The following is a 20,499-nucleotide window of genomic DNA, read 5'->3' on the forward strand; positions in this document are numbered from 1 at the left end:
ATAAATGAGAGCATTGCAATGATTCAACCGATAAAAACCGATCTTTATGCGGCCAAGGCGCCACTCGAATGGGCCGTGGTTGGCAATGGCATCTTATTTACCGCACAGATTCCCATCGGCGCCGACGGTGCTGTGGTAGAAGGCGGAATTGAAGCACAAACGCGCCAGACGCTAGATAATCTGCAGCATACTTTGGAAAGCGCTGGTGCGGGTATGCAGCAACTAACTCAGGTATTGATCTACGTGACTCAGCGCGAGGACCTGGCTACGGTTAACCGTGTCTATGCAGACTATGTCACCGCGCCTTACCCCAACCGTGCCGCCATTATTGTGTCTGGTTTTGCGCGAGAAGAAATGTTGGTAGAGATGGTAGCCTATGCTGCTATTGATTATGTTGCATAAAGATTGAATTTTTGATTTTTGGCTAACGCAAAAAAGAGTATGCAAGTGTGAAACAAAAATCTGCTAAGCGGCAACGAGTAAACAAATCACCTCGTGGTAAGCCACGTGGCAGAGGGCTAAGCGTTATAGCCTTAGCAGCACTACGCGACCTGCTGGGTGATGAGCGTACCACCCCCGCACTCAAACGCCGCGATCTGCTGATTGAGCACCTACACGCGATTCAAGATGCCCATGGCTATTTATCCGTGGTTGAACTGCGCGCATTAGCGACCTATATGAACCTGCCCATGGCCGCGGTGTACGAAACCGCGACCTTTTATGCTCACTTTGACGTGGTTCACGACCACCAGGCGCCTCCACCGGACACTACTATTCGCGTGTGCGATTCGCTCTCCTGTCAGTTAGCGGGGGCAAATAAGCTGCACCACGCCTTGGAAGCTCGGGTCGACCCAGCCTCTGTTCGGGTGGTTCGTGCCCCCTGTATGGGCCGCTGCGACAGCGCGCCGGTGGTGGAAGTAGGGCATCACCATGTGCGGTATGCCACTGCAGACGGCGTCGAGGCGGTGGTGGACACCGGCCATTTTCACCCGGAAGCGATTGTTTGGCAGCGGTTGCAGGCTTACCGCCAAGCCGGTGGCTTTGAGCTACTTAGCCAGTGCCGTAGTGGTCAGGTGACGGTTGAGGCGCTTATGACATTGCTTGAGCGCTCGATGCTACGCGGGCTGGGCGGGGCAGGCTTTCCCACCTTTAAGAAGTGGCATTTCGTGCACCAAGAGGAGGGCCCGCGTTACTGCGTGATTAACGCTGATGAGGGCGAGCCCGGCACCTTCAAAGACCGCTACTACCTGGAAAAATCGCCGCATCAGTTTTTGGAAGGGGCGTTGGTCAGCGCCTGGGCCATTGAGGCTAAGCAGCTCTATATTTACCTGCGCGACGAGTACCCGGGGCTTCACCGGGTTTTAAACGAAGCAATTAATGAGCTGGAAAAAGCTGAGCTAGTGGTGCCAGGGTTTATCGTGTTGCGCCGGGGTGCAGGGGCCTATATCTGTGGTGAAGAGTCGGCGCTGATTGAATCCCTTGAGGGCAAACCCGGCAAGCCTCGCCATAGGCCCCCTTACGTTGCCCAGCAGGGGCTGTTTGGCCGTCCCACGCTGGTTAATAACGTCGAAACGGTGTACTGGATTCCACGTATTTGGAAAAAGGGCGCCGCGTGGTTTGCTGAGCAGGGGCGCAACAATAGAAGCGGGTTACGCAGTTTTTCCGTATCCGGCCGGGTAAAAAACCCCGGCGTTTACCTAGCGCCTGCGGGTATTACCTTGGGTGAGCTCCTTGAAGAGTACTGCGGGGGCATGGTGGAGGGCCACACCCTGGCTGCCTACCTGCCTGGTGGCGCGTCGGGCGGTATTCTTCCCGCCAGTAAGGCGGATATTCCGCTGGATTTCGATACGCTACATGAACACGGCTGTTTTATAGGCTCGGCGGCGATTGTGGTGCTTTCCGATCACGATAACCTGCAGGCCGTAGCGACCAACCTGCTGGCCTTTTTCGCCGATGAGTCTTGTGGGCAGTGTACGCCTTGCCGAGTGGGCACCGAAAAAATGCTCACCTTGCTGGAGAGTCACCACTGGGATGTTCAGGCGCTCACCCGCTTGGCCCAAGTGATGCAAGACGCCTCAATTTGCGGGCTGGGGCAGGCGGCACCCAACCCGGTGCTGGGGCTCCTTAAAGATTTTCGAGCCGAACTTAGCCAGCAGCAGATTATCGTCAGCGATGCTGCTAGAGGGAGTACGCCATGACCGCCCCCTTTACGTTAACCCTGGATGGCCATGCGGTAACGGCTTACCCCGGTGAAACCCTATGGCAGGTGGCCAAGCGCAGTGGAGAAACCATCCCCCACCTGTGCTTTAAAGAAGCGCCCGGCTACCGTTCCGACGGTAACTGCCGGGCTTGTATGGTAGAAATTAACGGCGAGCGTGCCCTGGCCGCCAGCTGCATACGTGAAGCGGCTCCCGGTATGGTGGTGCGTAGCGCAAGCTCTACTCGCGCCGTGCAAGCCCGGGAAACCGTGCTGGAACTATTGATGGCCGACCAGCCCAGCCGGGCGGAAAGCCCTGACCGTTCCAGCCACTTTTGGGCCATGGCTGACCAGCTGGCGGTTAATGAAAATGCTGTAAAAGCTTGGCTACCGCCACGTCGTCACTCATCGGTTAGCCATGCGGCGGTCGCGCCTACCATTGCGCAGCCGGATACCAGCCACCCGGCCATGCACGTTAATCTGGAGGCATGCATTACCTGCAACCTATGCGTACGGGCTTGCCGCGACGTGCAGAGTAATGACGTGATTGGTTTGGCGCAGCGCGGCGCAGCCACCGCTGTCGTTTTTGATTTTAGCGACCCCATGGGCGACAGCACCTGCGTGGGTTGTGGCGAGTGCGTACAGGCGTGTCCTACTGGCGCACTCATGCCCGCCACGCTGGTGGGTGCGACTGGGCGCGGTGATACGAGCAGTCAGCGCCAGGTGGATTCCGTTTGCCCCTACTGCGGCGTGGGCTGTCAGCTTACCTATCATATAAATCATGATTCCCTGGCTTACGTGGAAGGGCGCAACGGCCCTGCCAACCAAGGCCGCTTATGCGTGAAAGGGCGCTTTGGATTTGATTACGTCAGCCATCCAGCGCGGCTCACCAAGCCACTGCTGCGCAAGCCCGGTATACCCAAAACCCTCGACCCGAACTTTGACCCTAATCACCCATTGAGCCACTTCCGCGAAGCTAGCTGGGAAGAGGCGCTAGACGCGGCAGCAGGCGGGTTGATCAACATCAAAACCGCCCACGGCCCAACAGCGTTAGCGGGCTTTGGCAGTGCCAAGTGCTCAAATGAGGAGGCTTGGCTGTTCCAAAAGTTGGTACGCACTGGGTTTGGCAGCAATAACGTCGACCACTGCACGCGGCTATGCCATGCCAGCTCCGTGGCCGCGCTGATGGAGTGCTTGGGTTCAGGCGCGGTGACCGCCTCGTTTATGCAGGCGCTGGAAGCTGACGTGGTGATTCTCACCGGCTGTAACCCGGCGGTGAATCACCCGGTGGCGGCCACCTTCTTTAAGCAGGCGGCCAAACGCGGCACCGAGATTATTATCCTCGACCCTCGCGGGCAGGCATTAGATGCTTACGCCAGCCTAAGCGTGCGCTTTACGCCGGGCGCCGATGTTTCGCTGTTTAATGCGCTCTTGCATGTGATTATTGCCGAAGAGCTGTATGACGAAGCGTACATCGCTGCCCATACCGAAGGTTTTGAGGCGCTTAAAAATAGCGTGGCACACAGCACACCTGAGACCATGAGCGCGCTGTGCGGCGTAGCACCTGATACCCTTCGCGACGTGGCACGCCGTTATGCCAATGCCGATAAAGCGATGATTTTCTGGGGCATGGGTATCTCCCAGCATACCCACGGCACTGATAACGCCCGCTGCTTGATCTCTTTGGCGCTGGCCTGCGGCCACACGGGGCGCCCTGGCACTGGCCTTCACCCGCTGCGTGGGCAGAACAATGTTCAGGGCGCCTCGGATGCGGGGCTAATTCCCATGGTGCTGCCGGACTATCAACCGGTGGGCGATAGCCAATTGCGAGGCGCTTTTGAGGAGCTCTGGAACACGCCGCTGAGCGATGAACCGGGGCTAACCGTCGTTGAAGTGATGGATGCCATCCACGCAGGCAGCGTGCGTGGTATGTATATTTTGGGGGAAAACCCCGCCATGTCTGACCCGGATCTGACCCACGCCCGGGCTGCATTGGGTATGCTTGAGCATTTAGTGGTACAGGATCTGTTCGTCACCGAAACCGCCCAGTTAGCTGATGTGATTCTGCCTGCCTCCGCCTGGCCGGAAAAAGAGGGCACCGTGACGAACACTAACCGCCAGGTGCAGCTAGGTCGTGCAGCGCTGCCCTTGCCGGGAGATGCCAAGCCTGACGGGTGGATTATTCAAGAAATCGCCAATCGCTTTGGGCTTGGCTGGCACTACGCTCACCCTAAAGAGGTGTTCGCGGAGATGCAGCAGGGCATGACGTCGCTAAATCACATTAGCTGGGAGCGGCTGGCGCGGGAGGGGTCAGTGACGTATCCCTGCCCGGCGGAGGATGCGCCGGGCCAGGATGTGGTGTTTAGCGATGCCTTTCCGCGCGCTGGCGGGCTGGCAAAATTCGCCCCCACGCGTCCGCTGCCGCCGGATGAGCCAGTGGATGACGAGTACCCCACAGTGCTCACCACCGGCCGGCAGTTGGAGCACTGGCACACCGGCTCTATGACCCGGCGTAGCCAGGCGCTGGATGCGCTAGAGCCAGAAGCGGTAGCCAGCCTTTCGCCCGGCGAGCTTTATCGGTTAGGGGTCTCCCCCGGTGAAAAGCTGACGATCACGACACGACGAGGCACGATTACGCTAACCGCCCGCATGGACCCAAAAATTCCCGATGGCATGGTATTTGTGCCGTTTGCCTATGCTGAAGCGGCGGCTAATCTGCTCACCAATCCAGCCCTTGACCCTTACGGTAAAATACCCGAGTTCAAGTATGCTGCCTGTCGGCTCAACCCGGCCTAAGTGATTGAAGCTGCTCATTGAGGAGCGCGCTGGGCTAGCGCCTAAGCTTCCCGCCAATCACCAGCATACATGGCGTTAGCAGGAGCGTAAGCCCGGTGGCGAAGGTTAGGCCGCCGGCGATGGCGCTGGACATCTGGGTCCACCATTGGGCGGAAGGGGCGTTAAAGCCAAGGGCTGGGGCAAACAGATTCACGTTAATGCCCAACACCATGGGCATTAGCCCCAGCACCGTGGTAATCGCCGTCAGCAATACTGGGCGCAGGCGCAAACAGCCCGCCTCCAGCGCCGCCTCTGCGGGCGTCATGCCATTGCCCCGCAGCTCGTTGTAGGTATCAATCAAGACAATATTGTTGTTTACCACAATGCCTGCCAGGGCAATAACCCCCATGCCCACCATCACAATGCCAAAAGCTTGGCCGGTAATCAGTAAGCCCATCAGTACCCCTGCCGTTGAGAACACAATGGCAGAGAGCACCAGTGCCGCTTGGTAGTAACTGTTGAACTGAGTGACTAAGATCAGCGCCATGAGGCCAATGGCAATCAAAAAGGCGCTAATCAAAAACTGCATCGCCTCTTGCTGGTCTTCTTGCTCGCCTGCCACGTTCACCATCAAGCCTTCGGGCAGTTGGCCTTCGCCCGCTGAAAGCAGCGCCCGCAGGCGCTCGTCGGCTAGGTGGCCGGGGGCTAAGTCTGCCTCAAGGGTGATGGCTCTCCGGCCGTCAATGCGGTTCAGCGTGCCAACTTTGGGTGCCGGGGTCAGCGTTACAAAGTGAGAGATAGGCACTTGGCCGCGCTGGGTATTAATAGTTAACCGCTCAAGTTGATCCAGCGATCGCCAGGACTCGGGCAGGCGAACGCGAATATCCACTTCATCGCTCACCGTAGGCGGACGGTAGCTAGCCACCTGCAGTCCCGTGGTCAGCAGCTGTACCGCACTGCCAATGGTCGTAATGTCGGTGCCCATGCGGGCGGCGGCTTCACGATCAACGTTCACCCGCCACTCCACCCCCGGAAGGCTGCGGTTGTCCTGAATGTCGGTGAACCCGCCCAGCTCACGCATAAGCCCCACGAGTTGATTAACCCCCGTATCGGCAACGTCCGGGTCGGTGGCGCTTATCTCAAGCACAATGGGCTTGCCGCCACCGGGGCCCATCTCCTGTTCCTGAAACTCCAGGGTGATGCCAGGGATATCCTGGGTGCGCTCGGCCATATCGTCTAATATCGCTTGTGCGGGGCGGCGCTGGTACCAGTCCACAAACTGAAACTGCAGCACGCCCACCACATCACTGCCCATCTGCTGGTCGGGCACTGCAAATGAACGGGCATAAAGCGCTTCTACTTCGCTCATGCCACCCAGGCGGTTTTCCACGCGCTGCAGGATGGCATCGGCTTCCAAAGCCGAAAAGTCACCCCGGGCGCGCACTAATACCTGGGCGCTGTCTGGTTCCACGTTGGGAAAGAAATCCACCCCGTGATTAAAGCGTGCGTAGCCGGTGTAGAGCAGGGCGATCAGTAGCAGGGCGAACAGCAGTACCCAGCTAGGGTGTTGCAGCAACCGTGCTAACAGGCTGCGGTAATGGCGCCCAAGGGCCGTGCTTTCGGGATTGGTGGTTCCCTCGTAGGTGGCTTCTTCACTTGAAGCGAGGGCCTCAGAAGCCGGTTTGGCAGGGCGGGTCACCAGCCGCCCAAGCGTAGGTAGAAATATAAGCGCCATGGCCAGGGATGCCAGCAAGCATAAGATCACCGTGGCGGGCAGATACTTCATAAACTGCCCCACCATCCCTGGCCAGAATAGCAGCGGTACAAACACCGCCAACGTCGTTGCCGTAGAGGCAATGACCGGCCAACTCATGCGCGACGCTGCGTTCAGCCACGCTTGATGGGGTGATTGGCCGTCATTTAAGTGACGGTCGGCCAATTCACTCACCACAATGGCGCCATCCACCAGCATGCCAGCCACTAAGATCAACGCGAACAGCACCACAATGTTGAGTGTAAAGCCAAAGGCCCATACCAGTAGAATGCCGGTTAAAAATGCCCCCGGAATAGTTAAACCCACCAGCAGTGCCATGCGCCAGCCCATCACCGCCACGACAACGATCAGCACCAGCACGACGGCGGTCAGTACGTTGTTTAACAGCTCGGAGAGCATGTTCTGCACCGTGACCGATTCATCCAAAATAGTGGTAACGCTGAGCTGTTCCGGTAGCAGGTCGCCTGCCTGGGCAAAGCGTTCCCTTACGGCATCGATAGTGGCGATAATATTGGCCCCGGCGCGCTTGGAAATTTCCAGCACCACCGCAGGCTCGCCGTCAATACGGGCAAAGCCCTCGGCCTCTTTATAGGTGGGGTGAATCCAAGCCACATCGCCGAAGGTCACCACTTGGTCGCCTTCCACTTTCACCGGCATCTGCATCACATCATCAAGGGATTCAATAATGCCCGGCACCTTCAGCGCTAAACGCCCAGCGCCAGTGTCCAGACTGCCGGCGGCGACGAGGCGGTTGTTGCGCGATACCTGATTAAACAGCGCGTCAAAATCAATGCCATAGCTCTCTAGCACCAGTGGATCAACGACGATTTCCAGCAGGTCTTCCCGCTCCCCGGCAATATCCACTTCCAACACATTGGCGATGCCTTCAATCTCTTCTTTGAGGCGCCGGGCAATCGTAATACGCTCGCGGGTATCTAACTGCCCGGAAAGGCCAATGGTAAGCACAGGGAATTCGGAGACATTCACTTCCATTACCCGCGGCTCTTCGGCTTCAGCGGGCAAGCTGCTGCGGGCAATATCCACGCGTTCGCGTACATCAGAAAGGGCTGTATTCGGGTTGAAGCCTGGGTCAAACTCAAGGGTTACCGCAGCATGGCCTTCGCTGGACTGTGCGGTGAATTTGCGTAGCCCTTCGATCCCCCGCAGCTCCTGCTCCATGGGGCGAACTAAAAGCCGCTCCCCATCTTCGGGGCTAACCCCTTCCAGAGAGAGCGAAACGTAAACAATGGGGATAGTGACGTCGGGGTTGGCTTCCTTAGGAATGGTTTGCCAAGCGGCGATGCCCGCTAGCAGTAACCCGGCGAGCAGCAGTAGCGTGGTGCGCGTGTGGGTAAGCGCCGCATTAATGAGTTGGCGCATAACCACCTTCCTGGCGGTTGGCAGGCACCGGCGTGACGGTATCGCCCGGGGCAACTAAGCCAGCGCCAAGGGTAATCAGTTGCAGCGGATCCGGCAGACCCGTCACGTAAGCGCGCTCAATATCAGCGCTTACCAGTTCAATGGCCGTTTGGGCCACCTGGTTTTCATCGACGATGTGCTTAACCGCCAACTGGCCCTGTTCGTTCAGGCTAAAAAGCGCGGGGGAGAGCGTATGTACATGGCGCGGCGGCAGGGTAATGGTGAACTCCGCGCTGCCCCCTGCCAAACGTTGCCGGTCAGGGTTGTCCAGGGTTGCTTCGATATAAAAGGTACGGGTGGCCTCTTCAGCTCGGCTACTGATATGGGTTATCTCGCCGGTTAGCGCGCGCCCGTTTAACAGCCGCGCAGTGACCGGTAGTCCAACGCTGAGTTCGCCGACCTGCTGTTGAGATACCCAAGCCGTTCCGGTTAAACGGCGGTCGTCAATTAAGCGGCCCCACTCTTCACCGGGCTGCAGCAAATCGCCTAGTTCAACCTGCACCCGGTCAAGGACGCCCTCAAACGGGGCGGTGGGGCGGGTGTCGTTTAGCTGTTTTTCCAACTGGGCCACCTGGGCGGCGCTGGCGCTTAACGCGCTCTGTAGGCGCAGCAGTTCTGGCTGTGAAATGAGCTCCCGGCGGCGTAGGTTTTGCGCCCCGGAAAACTCAGCTTCTGCCACGGCAAGCTCATCCCTTGCTTGCTGCAAACGCTCGGGTAGGGCTTCATTGTCCAGCACCAGCAGGGTATCGCCTTGGGCCACTGTCGCCCCCTGGGTAATGGGCTTTTCCGCCACGAAGCCAGCCACGCTAGCGCGTAAGATGGTTTCGCGTTGGGCGGTTAATTGGCCTTGAATAACCTGCTGAGGAACAAAAGGGGTGCTTTGCTGAACCATCACCTCTACCCGTGGAAGCGCCTCGCTTTCCGCGCTGCTGCTCTCGGGTGGGTCGGTTTGAAAGCGCTGAAAATCGCCAAAGGCAAGCCATATTACCAGCGCTAGAACCAGCAAGCTGGCAAGGGCGTAAGAGTAGGGGATTCGTCGCATGGGGTTGCTATATCCGTATAAGCCCAGAAAACCGTATATTTAAGCTGTACGTTAAAGACCGTGCTGAAGGCGGGGCGCGCAGCCTGTCACACCATAGCGTAACCCCAGCTTCTCAGCGAGTACCAAGCAGCGGCGGGAAGGATACTAGCCTCATGTCTGATTGAGTTTTTGCCCGGCTGGGCATACCATCTTGTCGTCTTAATTTCTGTCGAACCACCCTCAGGCGAGCCCTTACACTAGGCAAACCATCAAGGAGCAATGATGAAAGATCCAGTACGTATTGCGATTACCGGCGGCGCAGGCCAAATCAGCTACTCTCTTATTTTCCGCATCGCCGCTGGCGACATGTTGGGGCCGGATCAGCCTGTCATTCTTCAGCTTCTGGAAATCCCTCAGGCGATGGACGCCCTGAACGGCGTGGTGATGGAAGTCAACGACTGTGCCTTCCCGCTGGTCAAAGACGTTGTCGCAACCGATGACCCCAACGTCGCGTTCAAAGACGCGGATTTCGCCCTGCTGGTAGGTGCCCGCCCGCGTGGCCCCGGTATGGAGCGTAAAGACCTGCTGGAAGCCAACGCGGCTATCTTCTCTGTGCAGGGCAAAGCGCTAAACGATCACGCCAGCCGCGACGTACGCGTCCTAGTTGTCGGTAACCCGGCTAACACCAACGCGCTGATTGCTTCTTGCAACGCGCCGGACCTGGACGCGGGTCAGTTCACCGCCATGACGCGTCTGGATCACAACCGCGCGCTGACCCAGCTGGCTCAGAAAACCGGCAAGCATGTTACTGACGTTGAAAACATGATCATCTGGGGCAACCACAGTGCCACCCAGTACCCGGATCTGGCCCAGTGCAAAGTCGATGGCAAAGCGGCGTTTGATCTGGTTGAGCGCGACTGGTACGAAAACGACTTCATCCCCACCGTTCAGCAGCGCGGCGCGGCGATCATTAAGGCACGCGGTGCGTCATCTGCAGCGTCTGCCGCTTCTTCTGCTATCGACCACATGCGCGATTGGGCGCTGGGTTGTGACGGCATCGTCAGCATGGCGATTCCGTCTGACGGCAGCTACGGCATCGACGCAGGCATCATTTACTCTTACCCGGTGCGCTGCCAGGGCGGTAAGTACGAAATCGTTCAAGGTTTCGAGCTGGACGCGTTCAGCAAAGAGAAGATGCAGGCCACCGAAAAAGAACTGCGTGAAGAGCGCGCTGCCGTTGAGCACCTGCTCGGCTAAGCACGCCCGCTGGCGCTCTTCAATGAGCGCCTAGCAAACACAAAAGCCCTGCAAACTCAGTTTGCAGGGCTTTTTTGACCATTTACGCTTCACTCACTCACCACTCACCACTCACCACTCTCAATCACGCAAACTCATAATCCGCCAATGGCGCGTTTCGGCGACTTCTCGGAGCGTATCATCGGGGTCGACGGCGACGGGGTGCTCGACTTGCTCAAGCAGCGGCAGGTCGTTATGGGAGTCGCTGTAAAACCAAGCGCCATCCATGGTTAAGTCTTGATCTTCAAGCCACTGCTTTAAACGCGTGACTTTGCCTTCGCGGAAGCTCGGCACCCCTGACACCCGCCCCGTATAGTGTCCATCGATCATCTCCGGATCAACCGCGATTAAATCATCAACGCCCAAGCGCTCAGCAATTGGCGCAGTAATAAAGCGGTTGGTGGCGGTGATAATCAGCAGCGTATCCCCTTTGGTGCGGTGGCGGGCCAAAAGCTCTTCGGCCTTGGGGAGAATATGCGGCTCAATTTTGCTGGCCATAAACTGCTGATGCCAGGCGGCCAGCTGTTCCGGCGTGTTTTCTGCAAGCGGCTTCAGTGCCATCTCCAGAAACGCTGCCATATCCAGGGTGCCTGCGTTGTAATCGGCCATAAAGCGTTCGTTGGCTTCTCGGTAAGCAACAGGATCAACGGCGCCCTGTTCGAGTAGAAATTCACCCCAGGCGTGATCGCTGTCGATGGATAGCAGCGTATTATCCAAATCGAAAATGGCCAGACTCACGGCGCTCCCCTTATGGTTAATGTGATGGTTGATAGCGTGTTAATCGCGGGACACAAAGCGGCGGATTATCGCAGAGTCGCCCTGGTTTAACCACTTAGCTCTATATTGTATTGATACGGCTGTCTCCCTTGTGGAAAAATGGACATAACTGAAAATTTATTAAGGTGATGTCCGTGATCGACGCTGACGGCTTTCGCCCCAATGTTGGCATTATTATTGCCAACAGCCAGGGGCAACTGCTCTGGGCGCGTCGTGTAGGACAAAATGCGTGGCAATTCCCCCAGGGAGGCATTAAAGCAAGCGAGACTCCACAACAAGCGCTTTTTCGTGAGCTTCACGAAGAGATCGGCCTAACCGCCGACGATGTTGATATTGTCGCCTGCACCCGGGGCTGGCTGCGCTACCGTCTTCCACGACGCATGATTCGTACCCACTCGCGACCGGTCTGTATCGGCCAGAAGCAGAAGTGGTTTTTACTTAAGATTCGCTGTCAAGAGAACCGAATCTGCATGACGGCTACGCCCAAGCCCGAATTCGATGGCTGGCGCTGGGTAAGCTACTGGTACCCGCTGGGGCAGGTGGTGCCGTTTAAACGAGAGGTATATCGACGCGCGTTACGAGAGCTTTCTCCGCGTGTACAGCGCCTAGCACAAGATAACGAAGGGTAATTGCGCTTTGCTGCCTAGGATGAGGCAGTCAAGCCAGCCGGAAATCCCTCAGCGAGGCAAATAATAGTGAAAAGTAAAACCTCCATGCTTGAGGTGTTACGTCGCGTCATTCAGGAAGTGAATGGCGCTCGAAACCTCGATGCCGCGCTGTCAACCATGGTTCGCCGCATACGCAAGGCCATGCAAACCGACGTATGCTCTTTTTATCTTTACGATAAAGAGCTTGAGTCGTTAGTGCTGATGGAAACCATTGGTTTGCGTACCCAGGCGGTGGGCCGCGTGGTGCTGCCCCTGGGAGAAGGCTTGGTGGGGCTAGTCGCCAAGCGCAGTGAACCGCTTAATTTGGAAGACGCCCAGGCGCATTCCCATTTTCGCTATTTTGAGGCCACGGGCGAAGAGCGTTACTCAAGCTTCTTGGGGGTGCCGATTATTCACCAGCGCCTCATGCTTGGCGTATTAGTGGTTCAGCAGGCTGAAAAACGCCAGTACGATGATGAAGACGAAGCCTTTCTGGTCACCATGGCTGCTCAGTTGGCAGGGGTGCTTGCCCATGCGTTAGCCACGGGTAATCTTTCCCGCCCTGCGCTGCCGGGTGGCCAAGCCATGTTCAAAGGCGTGGCGGCATCCCCCGGTATGGCCATGGGCGAAGCGGTAGTCATTACCCCGCCCGCTGATCTTAATAGCGTCCCGGATCTGATTCCTAGCGATCAGGATTACGAAGTTGCTCGCTTAAAAGAGGCCATTGGCAAAACGCGCAGTGAGATTCGCGCTGCGGGTGAACGCTTGGCAAGCCGTATTTCTGCCCAGGAACTTGCTCTCTTTGATGTGTACCAGCAAATGCTTGGTGAAGCAGCGCTCTCAGAAGAGGTAGAGAAACGTATTCGTGAAGGGCAGTGGGCGCCTGGAGCGTTGGCCGATGTGGTGCGCCGCCATGTGCAATACTTAGAGCGCGTCGATGATGACTATCTGCGCGAGCGGGCGGCGGATATTCGCGACCTGGGCCGCCGCGTGCTGTCGCACTTGCAGGAAGATACGCCCTCAACGCCTGAAACCTACCCTGATAACGCCATCTTAGTCGGTGACGAAATCAGCGTAGCGATGTTGGGTGAAGTGCCGCGGGATAAGCTGAAAGGCCTGGTGTCGGTACGCGGTTCAAGCACCTCTCACGTGGCTATTGTGGCCCGCGCCATGGGGATTCCCACCGTGTTGGGCATGGTAGATTTACCACTGCCGCGCTTAAACGGCGCCCCTGTTGTGCTGGATGGGCACCGTGGCCGCTTGTTTGTGCGGCCCGCTGAAGAGCTGAAAACCCGCTACGCCAATTTAATCGCCGAAGAGAAAGCCCTCAGTGAAGTGCTGGAGCACGAGCAAGACCAGCCCAGCGAAACGCCTGATGGCCACTCTATGCCGCTGATGGTCAATACCGGCTTAGCCGTCGATGCCAGTTCGCTGCTTAAAAGTCGTATTGGTGGCGTCGGGCTATACCGTACCGAAGTGCCGTTTATGATTACCGAGCGCTTTCCCGGTGAAAAAGAGCAAATGCGGATGTATCGCGAGCAGCTCGAAGGCTTTGCGCCGCTGCCGGTGGTAATGCGCACCCTGGATATTGGCGGCGATAAAGATTTACCGTATTTCCCTATTGAGGAAGCTAACCCGTTTTTGGGCTGGCGCGGCATGCGGGTAACCCTGGATCACCCCGAAGTATTGATGGTGCAGCTGCGCGCCATGCTTAAAGCCTCTCATGGTCTGGGTAACCTCTACGTGCTCTTTCCGATGATCACCAATGTAGAAGAGGTCGATGAGGCGCTACGCCTGCTAGATCGTGCGATTGTCGAGTTAGGTGAGGAGGGTACCACCGTCATCCGCCCCCAGGTGGGCGTGATGATCGAAGTACCCGCGACCATTTATCAAATGGATGCGTTGGCCAAGCGGGTTGATTTTTTCTCAGTGGGCAGCAACGATTTAACGCAATATCTGCTAGCGGTAGACCGCAACAACCCACGAGTATCAAGCCTTTACGATGCGCTGCATCCAGCGCTTCTTGGTGCGCTGCAGGAACTCTCCCAAGATGCCAAGCGGCTGAATAAACCTATTTCGCTGTGTGGAGAGCTGGCAGGAGACCCGGCAGGGGCGCTGTTATTAATGGCCATGGGCTTCACGAGCCTTTCCATGAACGCCCCCAGTTTGCCTAAAGTACGCGCGGCGATTCGCCGGGTAAGCTTTACGGATGCAAAGCAGCTGCTTGAAGAAATTATGCAGCAGGATACCCCCGCTCAAGTGCATGCCCATTTAAATATGCGCATGGATGAATGGCAGCTTTCGCACCTATTACCCCCGCGAGACTGAACTTGAGAGTGTCGTTTCCCCTTCAAAACGGCCGAGCGGCCCAAAGCGCTGCTCGGTCATTGCCACTTCCCCTTGCTGATTGAGCGTTAACCACGTTGTCGCCCGAGTGCCGTACTGCTCACCGATAATAAAGGCGGCGGAAAGCTGGCGTTCAAGCGATAAGCTAACCCCCGTATCGGGCAAGCTGGTGTCAGGTGCTACCCGTGGGCTGTGCAAGGCCTCTTGAGTAGCGTGGCGCCAGTTATCAGGGTGGCTATGGGCTAAAGCCTGCTTTACGGCGGTTAACTTTGGCCAGGGAGTGTTTAGCGTCGCATTGGAGAGGCCATGCACCCCGCTGGCGATCTCGGTCAGGTGAGTGCCATCGTAACCTCTATGCAGATGCCATAAGCGTTCTGTTGTAGCGACGAGCAGGTTAAATCCGGCGTAGTGCTTCGCCTCGGTGTTAGCCAGTTCTATCAGCCAAGCATCAATGTCGCTACATTGCAGGGCGCTCGCCACCAGTTCCCCCCGGCTAGGTGCGTCGGCCGGCGTAGCAAGACGGGGGTCGCGTACATTGGTTAGTGCGGCTACCCGACCCTGCTGGTTCGCCGCCAGCCATGTGCCTCCCGCTTCTAAATCCCGTCCGCCCATCAGCCCACGGGGGTTATCCCAAAAGGCTAATGGCGCCGTGGGGCGTGCGTGAAACTCATCGCGGTTCGCTGCTAAGCGAAGCGGTTGGGTGCTGCCTGGGTGCCAGGCAAAGGTGATTAAGCACATCGCGAACTCTGTCATCCTTCAGATTCAGTGAGCAACAGCGTCAACCTCTACAAGAGCGGAATGACAGCGTTGGTGTCTAGACGTACACTAACCTTAGACCAGGATGTTTGACCACCGCTGCTTGACCGCAATTCAGGACTCTGTACATGCAATCCTATCAGCGAGAGCACTTTTGGAATGCCGTTACATGGCCGATTCTTTGGCCTTTGCTGCTTGTGCAAGCCGCACTGGTCATGCTGTGTGTGTCAGTGGGGCTCGTTATCTGGGGGATGTCGCCAAATCAAGCGTCATGGAGCACAACGCTGTGGCTTACCCTTACCTTGCTATTAGGCAGCTGCATGAACGTGGCTGCTTTCCTTATGCTGCTCAAAAGCCGGGCTAAGCGGATAGACGTGCTCTTCATGCACGAGTTAAAAGTACTTGAGCGCAACACAAAGGCGCTTAGTCATACCGTGGCGCGCTCGCCATCGGTTGAACAGCCAGTTGCGCCCGAGAGTACAGAGCTGTTTTTGCCGCTACAGCGGGTGGCACACGTTAACGAGCTGCTTGCCAAGCTAGTGAGTATTCAAGACAAAGCGCCATTTATACCGCCAACGACTGAGCAACCCAAGCAGGACCCAGCGCTGCTTGAAAATCTACATCAGCAGCAACAACAGCTTAAGCACCTTATGGCGGGGCGAGACCGTGCACGAGAAGAGTCACGATTAAAGTCAGGCTACTTAACACTGCTACAGCGGGAAGCCGATAACCTGTTTGCTTATCTGGATGACTTAATGCAGAAAGACCAGTGTAAAGAGTGCCATCAAGATATTAACCACGTGCAAGACCGGCTGGCTGATATTCGTGCTCTGCTGGCCAATTTTGCCCTGGAAAGTGTTAGCGAAGCAGGAGGTGATCAGGCGTTGCCAGCCAGTACCAAACGGCAGCTTAAGGTGCTAGTAGTGGATGATGGCCCCGTAAATTTAATGCTGGCGCGACAAATGCTTGAGGCCCAAGGGCTTTATGTAGAAGGAGTAAGCAGCGGTGAGCAGGCATTAGAGCGACAACAAACCACGTTTTATGATTTGGTATTCATGGATATTTTTATGCCAACCTTAGACGGGTTTGAAACTGCGCGACGCTGGCGCGACTATGAACATAACAATGAAAGCCCACGCAGCGTGCTGGTCGCGTTAACCGCAAATGTTGATAATGCTAGGCGTGATACCTGTGAGGCCGCTGGGTTAGACGATGTGCTTGCTAAGCCCTACCAGCCCGAAACGCTCGTGGGCATGATTACCAAATGGGTACCTAATAGAAACAGCGAGACACCTACCCCATGACAGTAGTGGCTATTATTGCAAGTTATTTAGTTTTAGGGGCGGCAGCAGGCACAATGGCGGGGCTATTTGGCGTTGGCGGGGGGCTTATCATTGTGCCTGCGCTAGTATTTGCCTTTGGCCTGCAAAACATTGCCCCTGAAATCACGATGCATTTGGCGGTAGGTACCTCGCTGGCTACCATCGTGATAACCGGCGCTTCTTCAGCGCTGGGGCATTTTCGCAAGGGAAGCGTGCACCGCCCCTGGTTTATGGCGTTACTACCTGGGTTAATGCTGGGGGCGATTGGCGGTGTATTTATTGCCGGTAATCTGTCGGGCACTGTTTTGGGTACTCTGTTCGGTATCTTTGTGCTGCTGTTGGCAGTCAAAATGGTGCTAGGCCTTAATCCCAAACCGGGGGTGGGGTTGCCTGGTAAGGCCGCGATGACAGTAGCCGGTGGTGTTGTAGGCGCTATTTCTGCACTATTTGGGATTGGTGGCGGAGCAATGACTGTTCCCTGGTTATCGCGCTGTGGTGCTTCCATGACCCAGGCGGTAGGCACTTCAGCTGCCTGTGGGCTGCCCATCGCGGTGGTAGGCGCTATGACGTTTATCATCGTCGGATGGGGTAATCCGCTGCTACCCCCTTGGGCCACGGGGTTTGTTATGTGGCCAGCCTTTCTAGGGATTGTGCTCACCAGCGTGCCCTTTGCAAGGTTAGGGGTGAAACTTGCCCATGTGCTTCCAGCCCAAGCGCTACGGTTCTCATTTGCAGCGCTGCTAGCAGTCGTAGGGCTTCGCTTCATTTTGGCATGATGGCTTTTCGGCTCACGTGTTGGCCGTTTTACTTCTTTTCGCTTAGAGATTTTTGATGATCAATTATCCAACAATTGACCCGGTCGCAATTTCACTGGGTCCGCTGCAAGTTCATTGGTATGGCTTAATGTACGTGGTGGGGTTTGTGGCTGCCTGGTGGTTAGGCTGTAAGCGAGCGCCGCGCATAGGTCTCACGAAAGACGATATTGGCGATTTACTGTTCTACTGTGCCATTGGCGTAGTGGCCGGTGGGCGTTTAGGCTACGCGCTATTTTATGGCCTTGAGCAGTGGGCGGCAGACCCCCTTTGGGTTTTCCGCGTATGGGATGGCGGTATGAGCTTCCACGGCGGCCTGCTGGGTGTGCTGCTCGCTGCTTGGCTGTTTGCACGCCGCAAGCAGTTGGCGTTTTTTACCCTTACCGACTTTATAGCGCCATTAGTGCCGATTGGGTTAGGCGCTGGGCGTATAGGCAACTTTATCAATTATGAGTTACCGGGGCGGGTAACGTCGCTGCCTTGGGGGATGCCTTTCCCAGGTATGGGGCCTGAGCCACGCCACCCTTCGGCGCTTTATGAGGCGCTGTTAGAAGGCGTTGTGCTGTTTGTCATTCTCTGGTGGGTATCTTCCAAGCCTCGTGCGCGCGGCTTTGTGTCGGGGCTGTTCCTGCTGGGCTATGGCGTATTCCGCTTCATGGTAGAGTTTGTACGCAAGCCCGATGCACATATTGGTTATCTTGCTTTCGGCTGGTTCACCATGGGGATGCTGCTAACGCTGCCAATGATCGCGTTTGGCCTCTACCTGATTGCGTGGTCACGCAATAACCCTGTCGACGCCAAAACTGACGTAAGTAAATCGTAAGCGGTGAATAGTTATGTGCGACTCCCAGGTCGCACATAGCTTCTGGTCGCACATAGCTTCTAGCCGCATATGGCTTCCATGTATAGAATACATGCCCACACTGCCTGACAATCTGGAAATTCTGTGACTGCAACAACGCCCACGCCGAAAGAAGCGCTTGAACAGCCGTATCTTGACTTAATGCGCACTGTGTTAGAGGAGGGCGTTGATCGCAACGACCGGACGGGTACCGGCACGCGCTCAATTTTCGGCCATCAAATGCGCTTTGACCTCTCCCGTGGCTTTCCGCTGCTAACGACCAAAAAACTGCATCTACGCTCTATCATCCATGAGCTGCTATGGTTTTTGAAAGGCGATACCAATATTGGCTACCTTCAAGAAAATGGGGTGCGCATCTGGGATGAGTGGGCGGATGAAAACGGCGATTTAGGGCCTGTTTACGGCTATCAATGGCGTAGCTGGCCAAACCCTAAGGGTGGCAGCGTAGATCAAATTGCCAATGTGCTAGAGCAAATTCGCACGTCGCCCCAGTCGCGTCGGTTGATTGTGTCTGCCTGGAACCCCGCCCAGGTAGATGAAATGAAGCTGCCGCCGTGTCACTGCCTATTTCAATTCTATGTGGCTAACGGGCGCCTTTCCTGTCAGCTTTATCAGCGCAGTGCGGATATTTTTCTAGGCGTGCCCTTTAATATTGCAAGCTATGCGCTGCTGCTTAGTATGGTCGCCCAAGTGACAGGGTTAAAACCCGGCGAGTTTATCCATACGCTCGGCGATGCCCACTTATATAGCAATCACTTAGAGCAAGCCCAAGAGCAGCTAACACGTACGCCCCTGGCTGCGCCTAAGCTTACGCTTAATGATCAGGTAACCCGCTTATTTGATTTCTCTTTCGAGGATATAGAGATCACCGGGTATGATTCACATCCCCATATAAAAGCGGAGGTGGCCGTATGAGCTCCCAAGAGGGCGAATTCGACTCGCTAGTACCGGTCGCTATGATTGTTGCCATGGCGAAAAACCGTGTCATTGGCGTGAATGGCAAACTACCCTGGTACTTGCCTGAAGATTTAAAGTTCTTCAAGCGGATGACCCAAGCGAAGCCGCTGGTCATGGGGCGTAAAACCTATGCGTCTATTGGCAAGCCGCTACCTAACCGGCTTAATATCGTGGTAACGCGAGATACAAACTTTCAGGCAGCTGGCACGCGGGTATGCCATGATTTGCCGACGGCGCTGGAGCTAGCTGATCAGCAGGCCACCATTGAAGCGGCTGAAGAGATCATGGTGATGGGAGGCGGTGAGATTTATCGTCAGGCGCTACCTTTTGCGCAACGCCTCTATATTACTGAAGTAGACATTGATGTTGATGGCGATGCGTCCTTCCCAGAGTTCTCTCTGGAGGAATGGCGCGAAGTGCAGCGGGTTGCAGGAAGCCCAGCGGAAGGGCAGCCCCACTATGATTTCGTCGTATATGAGCGCTTCAACGACTGATTAGGACAAAGGAGGGGAGCATGGCCGCCAGCGTACAGCACTTATTAGCATCATTAGAGGCGCATCTTGAGCGTACAACGTCCGAGCTAAAAACGCTTCGCCGAGAGAATGCCTGGCTCAAGCAGCAACTGGCTGCCCAAAGCGAACCAAATGACGATATACCCGTCCCTGAAGCGTCTTTGGAAGCGCCAGAAAGCATCCCCCAGCAAAACGAAAAGACAGAGCCGGAGGCAGGCGAGCGAGGCGCTACAGAAGGAACAGTAGAGCGTGCAGTTACAAAAGAAGCTGCACAAGAAACTGTGCACGAAGTTGCAAAAGGAGCGGAAGCACCTTCACCCCAAGCGCTTCTAAATCAGTGGTACCAACGTTATCCGAAGGCCTTTTTTAAAGGGCACACCAAGCCGCTTAAGATTGGTATCCATCACGACCTTGCCCAGCGTGAGCCTTGGTCGGGTAAATTAATTCGGCGAGCGCTTGCTAACTACGTGAATTTACCACGCTACGTAAAATCAATGCGCGAGGGCGTAGAGCGCCTCGACTTGGATGGTAATCCAGTGGGAAAGGTTGATAAAGAAGCCTCTTTACACGCCCGCCAGCGGCGAAAAGAGCGGCCCACTGATGAATCGGCTATAGCCCCGCAGAAAAATGCGGCGAAACCGAAAAATGCCACTACAATGGTAGCTTCAGCAGCGAATAGCAGAACTACCGCGCAACCGCTTAATAAGCATGGCGATAAGAATGCTGGGCTGCTTCCCTCGCAAGGAAGTAAACCAAAGCCGATAAGTTTAGAAGAAAAACTAAAAGGTCTTCAGCAGAAATTTGAAGGCCACTGAGACCGGGTAAGTCTAGCTGGGTTCCCTAAAAAAGCATAAATCGTAAAAAAACACTGTTTTTTTCTATTGCGTTCATTGGGTTCACGGTATAGAGTTTGACCTGCGAGCATTGGAATATAACAAGGTTTAGCTGAGGACATGCCACATACCACCGGGAAAAACCGGAGGATGGAACAAGAGCATGACCCGCAAGCCAACTGCAGGCTTCATT

16 protein-coding genes are annotated in these 20,499 nt (G+C 56.1%); 12 read left to right on the top strand and 4 right to left on the bottom strand.

What is annotated here, in order from left to right; translation table 11 throughout:
- Positions 1 to 18 precede the first annotated feature (18 nt).
- The 3 genes from BB497_09355 to BB497_09365 all read left to right on the top strand — a co-directional run bounded on the left by BB497_09355 (position 19) and on the right by BB497_09365 (position 4,993).
- A complete protein-coding gene (locus tag BB497_09355) occupies positions 19 to 402 on the top strand; it encodes a reactive intermediate/imine deaminase (protein AVI62886.1) in 384 nt (127 codons plus the stop codon).
- Positions 403 to 596: 194 nt separating this feature from the next.
- On the top strand, positions 597 to 2,198 hold the full coding sequence (locus BB497_09360) for an NADH-quinone oxidoreductase subunit F (GenBank protein ID AVI64315.1): 1,602 nt from the start codon (positions 597 to 599) through the stop codon (positions 2,196 to 2,198).
- Positions 2,195 to 4,993 carry a formate dehydrogenase subunit alpha gene (locus BB497_09365; GenBank protein ID AVI62887.1) on the top strand — a complete coding sequence of 933 codons (2,799 nt, stop codon included), beginning with the start codon at positions 2,195 to 2,197 and terminating at the stop codon, positions 4,991 to 4,993. The genes BB497_09360 and BB497_09365 overlap by 4 nt, the downstream gene beginning before the upstream one ends.
- Before the next feature lie 34 nt (positions 4,994 to 5,027).
- On the opposite strand, the gene BB497_09370 is transcribed toward BB497_09365, so the two are convergent.
- Entirely contained in the window at positions 5,028 to 8,126 is a 3,099-nt protein-coding gene (locus tag BB497_09370) for an acriflavin resistance protein (GenBank protein AVI62888.1), read from the bottom strand.
- Positions 8,110 to 9,207 carry an efflux transporter periplasmic adaptor subunit gene (locus tag BB497_09375; protein AVI62889.1) on the bottom strand — a complete coding sequence of 366 codons (1,098 nt, stop codon included), beginning with the start codon at positions 9,205 to 9,207 and terminating at the stop codon, positions 8,110 to 8,112. Before BB497_09375 ends, BB497_09370 begins: the two co-directional genes overlap by 17 nt.
- Before the next feature lie 261 nt (positions 9,208 to 9,468).
- Between BB497_09375 and BB497_09380 the strand changes: the two genes are divergently transcribed.
- Positions 9,469 to 10,443 carry a malate dehydrogenase gene (locus BB497_09380; protein AVI62890.1) on the top strand — a complete coding sequence of 325 codons (975 nt, stop codon included), beginning with the start codon at positions 9,469 to 9,471 and terminating at the stop codon, positions 10,441 to 10,443.
- A gap of 120 nt (positions 10,444 to 10,563) precedes the next feature.
- Here BB497_09380 and BB497_09385 read toward each other — a convergent pair whose 3' ends face one another.
- The gene (locus BB497_09385) at positions 10,564 to 11,220 is read right to left on the bottom strand and encodes a phosphoserine phosphatase (GenBank protein ID AVI62891.1); all 657 of its coding nucleotides are present in this window, start codon (positions 11,218 to 11,220) and stop codon (positions 10,564 to 10,566) included.
- A 173-nt stretch (positions 11,221 to 11,393) separates the two neighbouring features.
- Here BB497_09385 and BB497_09390 point away from each other — a divergent pair, with 173 nt between their 5' ends.
- Positions 11,394 to 11,888: an RNA pyrophosphohydrolase gene (locus tag BB497_09390; protein AVI62892.1), complete on the top strand. Its 495-nt coding sequence runs from the start codon at positions 11,394 to 11,396 to the stop codon at positions 11,886 to 11,888.
- A gap of 84 nt (positions 11,889 to 11,972) precedes the next feature.
- A complete protein-coding gene (locus BB497_09395) occupies positions 11,973 to 14,234 on the top strand; it encodes a phosphoenolpyruvate--protein phosphotransferase (protein ID AVI62893.1) in 2,262 nt (753 codons plus the stop codon).
- Here the strand turns inward: BB497_09395 and BB497_09400 are convergent.
- Positions 14,217 to 14,990 (bottom strand): hypothetical protein, encoded by a 774-nt coding sequence (locus tag BB497_09400; protein AVI62894.1) that lies wholly within the window; start codon positions 14,988 to 14,990, stop codon positions 14,217 to 14,219. The genes BB497_09395 and BB497_09400 overlap by 18 nt on opposite strands.
- Before the next feature lie 146 nt (positions 14,991 to 15,136).
- On the opposite strand from BB497_09400, the gene BB497_09405 reads away from it, so the two are divergent.
- From BB497_09405 to BB497_09430, 6 genes are all read left to right on the top strand, one after another.
- On the top strand, positions 15,137 to 16,312 hold the full coding sequence (locus tag BB497_09405; protein AVI62895.1) for a response regulator receiver protein: 1,176 nt from the start codon (positions 15,137 to 15,139) through the stop codon (positions 16,310 to 16,312).
- The gene (locus BB497_09410) at positions 16,309 to 17,106 is read left to right on the top strand and encodes a hypothetical protein (protein AVI62896.1); all 798 of its coding nucleotides are present in this window, start codon (positions 16,309 to 16,311) and stop codon (positions 17,104 to 17,106) included. The genes BB497_09405 and BB497_09410 overlap by 4 nt, the downstream gene beginning before the upstream one ends.
- 55 nt (positions 17,107 to 17,161) lie before the next feature.
- Complete coding sequence (locus BB497_09415) at positions 17,162 to 17,965, top strand: prolipoprotein diacylglyceryl transferase (GenBank protein AVI62897.1); 804 nt, start codon at positions 17,162 to 17,164, stop codon at positions 17,963 to 17,965.
- A 123-nt stretch (positions 17,966 to 18,088) separates the two neighbouring features.
- Positions 18,089 to 18,919 (top strand): thymidylate synthase, encoded by an 831-nt coding sequence (locus BB497_09420; protein AVI62898.1) that lies wholly within the window; start codon positions 18,089 to 18,091, stop codon positions 18,917 to 18,919.
- Positions 18,916 to 19,455 carry a diacylglycerol kinase gene (locus BB497_09425; protein AVI62899.1) on the top strand — a complete coding sequence of 180 codons (540 nt, stop codon included), beginning with the start codon at positions 18,916 to 18,918 and terminating at the stop codon, positions 19,453 to 19,455. Before BB497_09420 ends, BB497_09425 begins: the two co-directional genes overlap by 4 nt.
- A gap of 20 nt (positions 19,456 to 19,475) precedes the next feature.
- Complete coding sequence (locus BB497_09430; GenBank protein ID AVI62900.1) at positions 19,476 to 20,288, top strand: hypothetical protein; 813 nt, start codon at positions 19,476 to 19,478, stop codon at positions 20,286 to 20,288.
- The last annotated feature ends 211 nt before the right edge of the window (positions 20,289 to 20,499 follow it).

Origin of the sequence: Halomonas sp. GFAJ-1, assembly GCA_002966495.1 — a bacterium.
Taxonomy (GTDB): Bacteria; Pseudomonadota; Gammaproteobacteria; order Pseudomonadales; family Halomonadaceae; genus Vreelandella.